This window comes from Okeania sp. SIO3B5 (assembly GCF_010692555.1).
Classification (GTDB): Bacteria; Cyanobacteriota; Cyanobacteriia; order Cyanobacteriales; family Microcoleaceae; genus Okeania.
In genome coordinates this window covers 1-11,137 of record NZ_JAAHHG010000333.1, presented here as the reverse complement: position 1 = coordinate 11,137, position 11,137 = coordinate 1, and the positions used below count along the sequence as shown (strand labels likewise).

Genomic DNA, 11,137 nt, shown 5'->3' with positions numbered 1-11,137 from the left:
GTTCTGCAAATTCTTTTCTTAACCGTCTGCTTGTGACTGTTTTGACGTTATTAACTAGCTTACTTAACATGACGTTGGGATGATACTGAAACAAAATGTGAACATGATTTTCTTCCCCATTAAATTCTATTAATTTGCATTCCCATTTAATTAATAATTCTTCAAGAATTTCATTTAAGCGAGTCAGCATTGGTGCCGTAAAAACATCTTTCCTGTACTTTGTTGTTAAAACTAAATGGGCTTTTAAATCTGACACTGAACGGCCACTTGATACAAAATCTGATTGCATAATAGTTGCCATTTTAAAAAATGGTGTTATAATAAAAGCATACACCAAATTAAAGCAGATATGCGAACTGCCTACCAGTACAAGCTATTGCCCAAAAAAGAACAAACCACAGTAATAGAGTTGTGGCTGGAATTGTTACGTCGGCAGTACAATTATCGGCTGTATGAGCGGTTTTCATGGTGGGAAGAAAACCGCTGTCCGGTTGATGCTTGCCCAATGGTTATGCCAATTCCTCAACTAAGAGATAATCCAGATTATTACTCTCAGAAAAAAGATTTAGTCAATACCAAAGATAAGTTTCCTGAATACAAGCTAATTCATTCTCAGGTATTACAAGACTGCACAAAACGGGTAAAACTTGCCTTTGATAGATGGTTTAAGGCAGACAAAAATGGACATAAATTAGGAAAACCAAGGTTTAAGGGAAAAGGACGTTATCGAAGCTTTTGTTATCCTCAAATCAAGCTTGACTGCATTGAAGGAAATAAGATCAACTTGCCCAAAATTGGTAAGGTAAAGTTGATTCAGCATCGACCAATACCAGAAGGATTTCAAATTAAAACTGTTACTATTAGTCGCAAAGCTGATGGTTATTATGTGACGCTATCTCTAGAAGATAAGTCGGTTCCCCAATTCACTTCTGATATTAAACCTAACTCAGAAAATACTTTGGGAATAGATATGGGATTAAAAGACTTTTTGGTAACAAGTAACGGAGAATCAGTCCCTATTCCTCAATATTATCGCTCATCTCAGAAGCGATTAAAAACTCTACAAAAACGCTTATCCCGTAAGAAGAAAGGCAGCAAAAGATGGTTAAAAGCTGTAAAAGCTGTGGCTAAACAACATAAAAAGGTAGCTGACAAGCCTAAAGACTTTCACTTCAAAACAGCTAATGAATTGTTATCAAAAGCGGATGTTATTGCCCACGAAAACTTAAACATTAAAGGGCTAGCAAAAACCCGTTTGAGTAAATCAATTAATGATGCTGGATGGGGTCAATTCCTGTCTATTCTTGCTGTCAAAGCCGAAAATGCTGGACAGAAAACCATAGCAGTGAACCCCAAAAATACTAGCCAAGATTGCTCAAATTGTGGGGAAAAAGTCCCTAAAGAATTATCACAAAGAACTCATTCTTGCCCACATTGCGGCATAGTAATAGACCGCGACTTAAATGCGGCAATAAATATAAAAAATAGGGCGGTAGGGCATTCCGTCCTTAAAGCTCGTGGAGCCCGACGGGATACCGGGGCTACGAAACGAGAAGTCCACACTAAGCTGACGCTATAGTGTGGGAGATGTCACTTAAAATTCAATCAATATTAATAAATTTATACTAAAATTACCAATTTTTATTGCTTATGTTAATATCCACCCCTTCGACTGTAAAGCACTTTTCTCAGACTAATCATCATCCCTTAAAAATAGTTGCTTTGGGAGACAGTTTAGTTTATGGTTTTGGCGATCATGAAGGTGGTGGATGGGTAGAGAGATTACGAAGGCAATGGATGTTGCCAGACAGTGCTGGTCATGTACTGTACAATCTTGGAGTTCGGGGAAACCGTGTTTTACAAGTAGAACAACGCCTGGAACATGAGTTTCACCATCGTGGAGAATTAAGAAATCGTCAACCAGATATTATTATTCTTTCGGTTGGGGTAAATGATTCTGCCAGAGTCCAAAGACCAAATGGACGTTACTATACTGATTTTTCTAAATTTAAAACAATTTTAGATAATTTATTGGATACATCAAGGCAACTTTGTCCTGTACTATTTGTGGGAATGGTTCCTGTTAATTTGGATAAAATGCCTTTTCAAGATTGTTTATATTATAGTCACGAGGATCAATTTATATATAAAGAGGCAACTCGGTTGGCTTGTTTAAAGCGAAAAATTCCTTATTTAGATGTGTTTGAAAAATGGTTAAGTCGGGGCGAAAATTGGTGGAAATTACGTCTTTGTGCAGATGGTATTCATCCTAATGTTGCAGGTTATCAAGCTCTATTACAAGATGTATTGGAATGGGAATATCTGAATTTATTAACTAGCTAAGATCTAAGCAGTCAGCACTTCAGCTATCAGCTATCAGCTTCATTGTAAGCATTTCCTGCGGAATGCTGCGCAAACAGTTATTAGCTTTCAGCTTGAGTGCAACAAGACTCTCTCCTTAAAGATAGTTTTTAAATTAATCTGGACTTTAAGGGCAAGGGAGCCAACTTTTCTAGTAAGATAATTATAATAAAGCTTTTATCGTAAAACTAAAACCAATAGCTGATAGCTGATGGCTGACGGCTGAATGCTTATGCTCTACCAAAATATGAATCAAGAAAGCTGGTTAAAAATATTACAAAAAAATCGAATAATTGCCGTTATTCGTGCCTCAGAAATTGAGGTTGGTAGGAAAATGGCAAAAGCAGTTGCTGCTGGTGGTATTCGCATAATAGAAATCACTTGGAACAGTCATAAAGCATCAGAATTAATTACTTTACTCCGCTCTGAATTACCCACTTGTATAATTGGCACAGGCACATTATTAAATATAGAAGAGTTACAAAAAGCACTCAAAATTGGTTGTCAATTTATCTTTACGCCACATACTAACCCTGCTATGATTCAAACAGCAAAAATAGCAGCAGTTCCAATTATTCCCGGCGCTCTTTCTCCTACAGAGATAGTTACTGCTTGGCAGGCAGGAGCTAGCTGTGTTAAAATATACCCTATTTCATCAGTAGGAGGTGCAACTTATATCACAAGTTTGCAAGGACCTTTAGGAGAAATTCCTCTAATTCCTACTGGTGGAGTTACCTTAGAAAATGCTAAAGAATTTATCAAAGCAGGTGCAATTGCTGTAGGTTTATCGGGGAAACTATTTCCCAAAGATTTAATAATTGCTCAAAATTGGGAAGCGATCGCTCGACAAGCTCAGGTTCTAGTTAGAGAACTTTCAACCAACAATTGAATCTGAAAATTACCATCTTAAAAAGTGCTGTAATCAAAATAATCGGCATTGCTGAGGGGCAGGATGAATATAAGTGGTAAGTTAAGTGGGGGTAGGCATCCTGTCTGTCCCCATCCTGCCTGTCCCTGCCAAGGAGTGAAAATATCAGAAACGGGCAAGATGCCCATTCCACAAAACTATTAAAATTATCCCGCATTTGTGCAAGCCAAATAATCTATTTCTTAATTACACCTTAACGAAGTCAGAAGTCAGAAGTCAGAAGTCAGAAGTTAACCCACCCCTGCCCCTCCCCAACCCACCCCCGCCCCTCCCTGGAGGGGAGCCAGGAGGGGAAGTAGGGGATTTGAGCAACTATCCAAAAATATTGCGCCTTAAAAGGCGGGGTTTTAGACCCATATTATTTTGATAATTTTGTTTTAATTAGGTATAAATAATGAAAGACTTAGTTAGTTCTAAGAAATGGTATCAAGTTGGTAAAATATGTGCAGCTACAGCACTAACTATTACGACTTTTTTCTCCTGGTCAATACCAACCAAAGCTAGTGGATGGGAAAATCTCATTGCCACGAGAATGTTAGAATTACAACAATCAGCGGAACGTTGGATTTCAATTGACTTATCAACTCAAAGATTAATTGCCTGGGAAGGAAATAAAGCAGTTTATGCAGTGATAGTTTCCACAGGTAAATCATCAACCCCTACTCGTTTAGGTACTTTCAGAGTACAGACAAAATATCGCAGTACGAGAATGACTGGACCGGGTTACGACGTTCCCGACGTTCCTTATACTATGTATTATGATGGGGGAATGGCGATTCATGGTGCTTACTGGCATAATATGTTTGGCACCCCAGTTAGTCACGGCTGCACTAATGTAGCAGTCAATCACGCAAAATGGTTATTTGACTGGGCATCAGTAGGGACACCTGTAGTCGTACATGAGTGAAGAGAATAGAATTTAGAATTTAGAATTTAGAATTTAGAATTTAGAAGTTAATTTGATAGGGCTTGTAACTGTTGGCTAAAATCTGGTATGATCTATAAAAATCTGGGATTATCTGTTTATGCTACTTGGATATCATACTGAACTACATCCGAATAACCAGCAAAAAACATTGCTGGCTAAACACGCGCTTTGTAGCTCGCCATGCCTATAATTGGGGACTATGGTTAACTAGGAACATTCTTAATCACAATTCTAATAATCCAGGTAGTAAACTGAAATTTCCCACATCTATCGACCTGCATAAACTTTTAGTAGCAATGGTTAAACCGAAAAACTGCTGGTACTACGAGGTTTCTAAAACAGCGCCGAGCTATGCTTTGAGGTATTTATCCGTTGCTTGGAAGCGAAGATTCAGCAAAGTGTCTGGTCAACCTAGATTTAAGAAAAAAGGTAGAGATGATAGTTTTACTCTAGATGGTTCAATATCGGTAGGTGTGTTTCATATAAAACTGCCTCGAATTGGATGGGTCAAAACATTTGAAATCTTGCCCGGTTTAGTCATTCCTAAATCCGTGACTATTAGCAACGCATCAGGTAGATGGTTTGTCAGTTTCAAAATAGAGAAAGAACCATCTGTTACTGAGAAATCAGTAGATGTAGTTGGTGTAGATTTAGGTGTAAAAACTTTAGCTACACTCTCAACTGGCGAGATATTTGAAGGGGCTAAATCGAAAAAAAAGTTAGAATCTAAATTATCCCGACTGCAATACCTTAACAGACATAAAACCAAGTTTTCGCTCTAACTGGAAGAAAGCACAACTCAAAATAGCTCAATTACACAACAAAGCCGCAAACATCAGAAAAGATACATTGCATAAACTGACTACTTATTTGGCTAAAAACCACAGTCAAATAGTAATAGAAGACTTAAATGTATCAGGTATGATGGCCGAGCCAAAGCTAGCTAAAGCTGTTGGCGATATGGGTTTTTATGAGTTTCGTAGACAGCTAGAATATAAGTGTAAGTTATATGGTTCTGAGCTAATCATTGTTGATAGATGGTTTCCTAGTTCTAAGACTTGCAGTAGGTGTGGTCAGGTTAAAGAGTCTCTATTGTTATCAGAGCGCGTTTTTAATTGCGAACACTGCAATTTCAGTTGTGATTGCTCCGCAACGCTAGCGCGAACGAGATTTGAATGCAGCATTAAATTTAGCTATGGCGGGCAGTTTGCTCCGCAACGCTAACGCGTTTCGCGCCAGCGTTGCGAAGCAAACGTCCGTGTCAGCTTGTGGACTGGATAACGCCGACGTTGCCAGGTAGAAGCAAGAATAGAACAGATAATCATAGATTTATATAGATTATCGTAGGTTTCTAAGAACGGTAATTACTTGACATTTCTATCGCGCTATTATCTGGATATGATATAAACAGGAATTACTCAAAAAACTATATGCCATTTGTAGGAGTTAACGGCCGTTAACCCCCACTTTATTTGGTGGTTATGCGTAAGTCCTGTAGCTATAATAATAAATGTTTTTTCTGATAAATTCCTGTTCCCTGTTCCCTGTTCCCTGTTCCCTAAAACAGAGAAAAATCAAAGTCGATACTGCTGAAATACATCTCTAGCAGCACGGTGCAAAAGTGAATGAGTGTAAACTAGCGATTTCATATCCTTTGTATATCCCCCACCAATAACAGAAGCAACTGGATAACCTCCTGCTACACAGGTACTCAATACTTGCATCTCGCGCCGGAATATTCCTGTATCTGTCAAAGCTAATTTTCCCAAAGCATCATGGATATGAGTATCAACTCCAGCATCATATAACACCAAATCTGGCTTTACTTGTGACAGCAAGTCTGGTAAATATTGCGCTAAAATCTGTAAATAGCGGTCGTCATCCATTCCCTCTGGTAAGGGTACATCTAAATCGCTAATTTGTTTTCTACTAGGAAAATTGATACCGCAGTGCATCGAAAATGTAAATACAGTATGGTCATTTTGGAATATCCAGGCAGTTCCATCTCCTTGGTGTACATCTAAATCTACAATTAGGATTTTTTGAGCTAATTCTAGTTTTTGGATAACACGAGCAGCGATCGCTAGATCGTTAAAAATACAAAACCCAGACCCATAATTAGGAAACGCATGATGAGTACCCCCAGCAGTATTACAAGCTAAACCATGTTTGAGTGCCAACTGCGCTGTTAATACTGCACCACCGACAGCAATACAAGTTCGATTTGCTAATGCTTCACTCCAAGGCAACCCAATACGTCTTTGTGCTTTTCGGTCTAAAGTGCCGTTACAATATCCTTCTATATAGTTGCGATCGTGAACTAATTCTATCCATTCCAAAGGTGGCAGTTGTGGAATAAAAAAATGTGATTTTTCTGTCACTCCATCCCCTAGTAGCATTTCATAAAGGAGTTGAAATTTTGCCATTGGGAAGCGATGACCGGGTGGCATCGGTGCAACATAATTAGGATGATAAATAATTGGTAAATTCATAAAAATAAGAAAGTAGAAGGTATGGCATTAGACATCTCCAGAAAAGAAGGAATAGGGAATAGGGAATAGGGGGAAATAATTGATAATTTATGTACGATAATTGATTTTATTTTTGATTTTTGGAGATGTCTATTGGTGAAGCACGTGTATGATATTAATCTTAATTATTTAGGGCTTGCTGATTAAATCTAAAAGCATTTACAGATAAAGCTTTTAGCCTTTTTGAACAGCCTCAGAATCAGATAATAGGTATTATACTTATATAATTACCATAATTACTGACTCTAGAGCAATGACCATCAAACTACCAGGATATCAAATCAAACAAAAGCTCTACGAAGGAACTCGAACCCTAGTTTGTCGAGGCATTCGAGATTCTGACTCACAAACAGTCGTGATCAAATTTATGCGTAACGAATATCCCACTTTTAACGAACTGTTACACTTCCGCAACCAATATACCATTACAAAAAACCTCAATTTACCCGGAGTTGTCAAATCCTTAAGTTTAGAAACATATCGCAACGGTTATGCTTTAGTGATGGAAGATAATGGAGCAATATCTCTGGACAAATATGAATCATTAGACTTAGAAATTTGTTTAAAAATTGTCATTCAAATAGCAAATATCTTACACAAACTATATCAACATCGAATTATTCATAAAGATATTAAACCAGCAAATATACTGATTCATCCTCAAACTCAACAAGTAAAATTAATAGATTTTAGCATTGCTTCTGTGCTACCTTTTGAAACTCAAGAAATTCAAAATCCTAACCTCTTAGAAGGAACTCTGGCTTATATTTCCCCAGAACAAACTGGACGAATGAATAGAGGCATCGACTATCGCAGCGACTTTTATTCACTGGGTATAATGTTTTTTGAGATGCTCAACGGAAAATTACCATTTGATGCTACCGATCCAATGGAATTAATACATTGTCATTTGGTTAAAAAACCTCAAATGATTGATTCCCAAATCCCGACTCCCTTGGTTAATATTATTCACAAATTGATGGCTAAAAATGCCGAAGACCGCTATCAGAATGCTTTGGGTTTAAAATACGACCTAGAAAAATGTCTCGATCAATGGGAAAAGGTGGGAAAAATTGAGACTTTTGAGTTGGGAGAGCGGGATGTGAGCGATCGCTTCCTCATTCCTGAAAAACTGTATGGCAGGGAAAAAGAAGTTCAAACTTTACTTGATACTTTCGAGCGTGTCGCCAATCCTCCCCTTAGTAAGGCCAATCCCCCCCATACCCCCCTTACTAAGCTATCCCTTACCCATAACTCCTGAAACCCTTGTGCGGACGGGGAGACACGGAGAGGGGGAGACACGGAGAAAAAATCATAGCGTCTAAATAAAAATACTTAAAGCTTCACAGATGAATGTGCTTTTTCATACATTTTTCTCCCAAAAAAGCCGAACTAAGACTTACCCATAATTTGTCAGTTTTGTCAAGTTTTATGTTAAGAAATATGTGGGTAAAGCATAGCTGACTAAGGGGGGAGAAGGAAGGGTAGAAATGATGCTAGTGGCAGGATTTTCTGGGATTGGTAAAACTGCAGTAGTGAATGAAGTTCACAAACCCATCGTTAGGCAGCGCGGGTACTTTATCAAAGGAAAATTTGACCAGTTTCAGCGCAACATTCCTTTCAGTGCTTTCCTACAAGCTTTCCGAGATTTGATGGGGCAACTGTTGAGTGAAAGTGATGCGCAACTAGAGCAATGGAAAGCCAAAATACTCAATGCTGTAGGGGAAAACGGGCAACTTATTGTCGATGTGATTCCAGAGTTAGAGAAGATTATTGGCGAACAACCAATCGTTCCTGAGTTGTCGGGAAGTGCAGCTCAAAATCGCTTTAACTTATTGTTTCAAAAATTTATTGCGGTCTTCACAACTCCGGCTCATCCCCTGGTGATATTTCTGGATGACTTGCAATGGGTGGATTCAGCATCTCTCAATCTGTTGAAACTGTTGATGGCTGAATCTGGCACCAACCATCTCTTAGTTCTGGGAGCCTACCGGGATAACGAGGTGTTCCCCGCTCACCCTCTGATGCTGACCTTAGACGAACTTGATAAGCAAAACAAAACCATAACGACCTTAACGCTACAGCCCTTAGCAGAAACCGATATTACTCAATTAATCGCTGATACCTTAGGGTGCTCTAGGCAACTGGCTCAACCTTTGGCACAGTTTGTGTATCAAAAAACCGTAGGCAATCCCTTCTTCTCGGTACAGTTTTGCAGGGACTCTATCGGGACGGTTGGATCGCCTTTGACCCCGAGGCAGGTCACTGGGAATGCAACTTGACCCAGATTAGGCAGCTTGCCCTCACCAGTGACGTTGTTGAATTTATGGTGGGACGCTTACAAAAGTTGTCGAGCACAACCCAAACCGCCATGAAGCTTACAGCCTGTATCGGCAATCAGTTTGACTTAAAAACCTTAGCCATTATCTCCGGGCAATCGACCCCTGATGCGGCTAGTCATCTATGGGAAGCCCTACAGGACGGCTTGATTCTGCCTACAAGTCAGGTTTACAAGTTCTTTCAGGATACCCATCAAGGGGAGGCAGATTCTATCGCCAACGCCACCTATCGCTTTTTGCATGACCGGGTTCAGCAGGCTGCCTATACATTGATTCCAGAGGAAGATAAAGCAGCAAATCACTACCGCCTTGGCTGTCTCCTACAGGAGAAGCTTTCGCCAGAGGAACAAGAACAACAAGTTTTTGAAATTGTTAGTCAGCTTAACTATGGCCTGCCGTTGATTTCAACATTCACTGATCGCCGACAGCTATCGCAGCTCAACTTAAAAGCTGGTCGAAAGGCGAGAGTCGCAACAGCATACGCGGCAGCTAAACATTATTTTTCAGTGGGCATACAGTTGCTCGCTGATGAAGGGTGGGAAACAGAACAGGTGTTGACTCGACAGCTTCACGAGGAAGTGGCAGAGATTGCTCTGCTAAAGGGAGAGATTGAGTTGGCTAACGATTGGCTAGATACAATTCTGCAAAAGACGCCTAATTTATTAGACCAGATGAGGGCCTATGAGTTGCGTCTGCTGTTGTATCAGTCGCAGGGGCAACAGCGAGAGGCTCTGAGAGAGGGACTTCATATCCTGAAACAGTTGGGAATTGTTATCCCAGAAACCCAAACATTGGCTGTTATTCAGCAGCAGGTTGAAAGTACGCTGTCGCTGGTAGACGAAACCAAAATTTCTGAGCTGATTGATTTGCCTAATACGCAGGATGAAACGGCGACTGCCACCATGAAAATTTTGATCACCCTCGGCCCTTCGGCATACCAAAGTGAGCACCTACTGTTTCTCCTGGTCGCGTGCGAAGCTTTCAAGGTGTCGCTACAAGATGGCTGCACGGAGCTATCTGCCCCGGCATACAGTGACTTTGGCTTGGCAGTGAGTGGCACCCTCAACCGACCTGAGATTGGGTATCAATTTGGGCGACTGGCTGTTGCTCTGGCAGACCGTTTACAGCTCAAAGCTATACAATGCATCGCTGGCTTCAAGGCAGCGGCGTTTTTGCTATGGGCTCAACAGCCCCTCAAAGATGCGGTTGACCATTTGGGACGCTGCTACGTTTTAGGACTTGAGGCGGGAGACTCGATTCACACCATAGCCTCCATGGTTTTCAACATCTTGTACGGCCAGTTTAGCGGTGATGTACCCCTGGATGAACTTCGGGGCAAAGCGGTTACTTTTAGCTCAGAATTATCAGCGTTTCTGAACTACGTAAACTGGTCTAATATCGTCGGGCAAACCATTGATAACTTTATCAATGTCAGTTCTGAACCTGAAGTATTGACAGGTCACTTCTGCGATGAAACGACACTGGTGAAGATGATGGAAGATGGCATCGATCGATTTGCCATCTATCTGTTTTTGTTGGGTAAGTTAATCCTGAGCTATACCTTTGGAAAAGTTGCGATCGCCTTGGAGACGACTGAGCGGGGAATTAATTATCTTGATGCTGGAAGCAGCACGTTTTTAGTGCCTGTGTTTCACTTCTATGATGCGCTGTCTAGGCTGGCGGGTTCCGTGGAAAGAGAGAGTGGCAATGGGCAGTGTATCGAATCCTCTTCCCCAGGGAAATTGTCATTAGAAAGTAGCCGAAAAAAGCTTCGCGCTTGGGCTGAATGTGCTCCCATGAACTTTTTACCGAAAAATTGGGTTTAAAGCCTCCCCCTTTTAGGGGGACTTTATGTTATGCTTAAAAGAGCAAAAAGGTATTCAACCGCTCTAAAAACCTATAGCTACCGTTCCTTGTAGCGTATGCACCTTGAAAACTAGAGCTAGGGGGCGCATGCACACCGAATGCTTGTGCTTAGGAATTGCTCTAAGCATCAAGTACCAGAGAACCAATTTTTTTAGGTTTAAACTGTACCGTAGGGCATACGGGA

At 40.4% G+C, this 11,137-nt stretch carries 9 protein-coding genes and 2 pseudogenes; 9 read left to right on the top strand and 2 right to left on the bottom strand.

Annotation, left to right across the window (positions count from 1 at the left end; all coding sequences use genetic code 11):
* Positions 1-289 (bottom strand): IS200/IS605 family transposase (gene tnpA / locus F6K54_RS30695; protein WP_293086339.1); only part of this gene is annotated, 289 nt, incomplete at its 3' end.
* A gap of 60 nt (positions 290-349) precedes the next feature.
* Between tnpA and F6K54_RS30690 the strand changes: the two genes are divergently transcribed.
* From F6K54_RS30690 to F6K54_RS30660, 7 genes are all read left to right on the top strand, one after another.
* Positions 350-1,579: a transposase gene (locus tag F6K54_RS30690; protein ID WP_293086331.1), complete on the top strand. Its 1,230-nt coding sequence runs from the start codon at positions 350-352 to the stop codon at positions 1,577-1,579.
* Positions 1,580-1,650: 71 nt separating this feature from the next.
* Positions 1,651-2,343, top strand: a complete 693-nt coding sequence (locus tag F6K54_RS30685) for a GDSL-type esterase/lipase family protein (RefSeq protein ID WP_293086328.1) — start codon at positions 1,651-1,653, stop codon at positions 2,341-2,343.
* A gap of 265 nt (positions 2,344-2,608) precedes the next feature.
* Positions 2,609-3,250: a bifunctional 4-hydroxy-2-oxoglutarate aldolase/2-dehydro-3-deoxy-phosphogluconate aldolase gene (locus F6K54_RS30680; RefSeq protein WP_293086325.1), complete on the top strand. Its 642-nt coding sequence runs from the start codon at positions 2,609-2,611 to the stop codon at positions 3,248-3,250.
* A gap of 433 nt (positions 3,251-3,683) precedes the next feature.
* The gene (locus tag F6K54_RS30675) at positions 3,684-4,196 is read left to right on the top strand and encodes a L,D-transpeptidase (RefSeq protein ID WP_293062714.1); all 513 of its coding nucleotides are present in this window, start codon (positions 3,684-3,686) and stop codon (positions 4,194-4,196) included.
* Between the two features lie 118 nt (positions 4,197-4,314).
* Positions 4,315-4,407, top strand: coding sequence for a helix-turn-helix domain-containing protein (locus tag F6K54_RS30670; protein WP_293086322.1), 93 nt, complete (start codon positions 4,315-4,317; stop codon positions 4,405-4,407).
* Between the two features lie 106 nt (positions 4,408-4,513).
* A complete protein-coding gene (locus tag F6K54_RS30665) occupies positions 4,514-4,999 on the top strand; it encodes a hypothetical protein (protein WP_293086319.1) in 486 nt (161 codons plus the stop codon).
* Positions 4,977-5,441: an RNA-guided endonuclease TnpB family protein gene (locus tag F6K54_RS30660; protein WP_366558280.1), complete on the top strand. Its 465-nt coding sequence runs from the start codon at positions 4,977-4,979 to the stop codon at positions 5,439-5,441. The genes F6K54_RS30665 and F6K54_RS30660 overlap by 23 nt, the downstream gene beginning before the upstream one ends.
* Before the next feature lie 350 nt (positions 5,442-5,791).
* Here F6K54_RS30660 and F6K54_RS30655 read toward each other — a convergent pair whose 3' ends face one another.
* Positions 5,792-6,709, bottom strand: a complete 918-nt coding sequence (locus F6K54_RS30655) for a histone deacetylase (protein WP_293086317.1) — start codon at positions 6,707-6,709, stop codon at positions 5,792-5,794.
* A gap of 292 nt (positions 6,710-7,001) precedes the next feature.
* Here F6K54_RS30655 and F6K54_RS30650 point away from each other — a divergent pair.
* Both F6K54_RS30650 and F6K54_RS30645 read left to right on the top strand, forming a co-directional pair.
* Positions 7,002-7,937, top strand: a pseudogene (locus tag F6K54_RS30650) (serine/threonine protein kinase); the annotation flags it as partial.
* 286 nt (positions 7,938-8,223) lie between these two features.
* A pseudogene (locus tag F6K54_RS30645) lies at positions 8,224-9,419 on the top strand (AAA family ATPase); the annotation flags it as partial.
* Between the last annotated feature and the right edge of the window lie 1,718 nt (positions 9,420-11,137).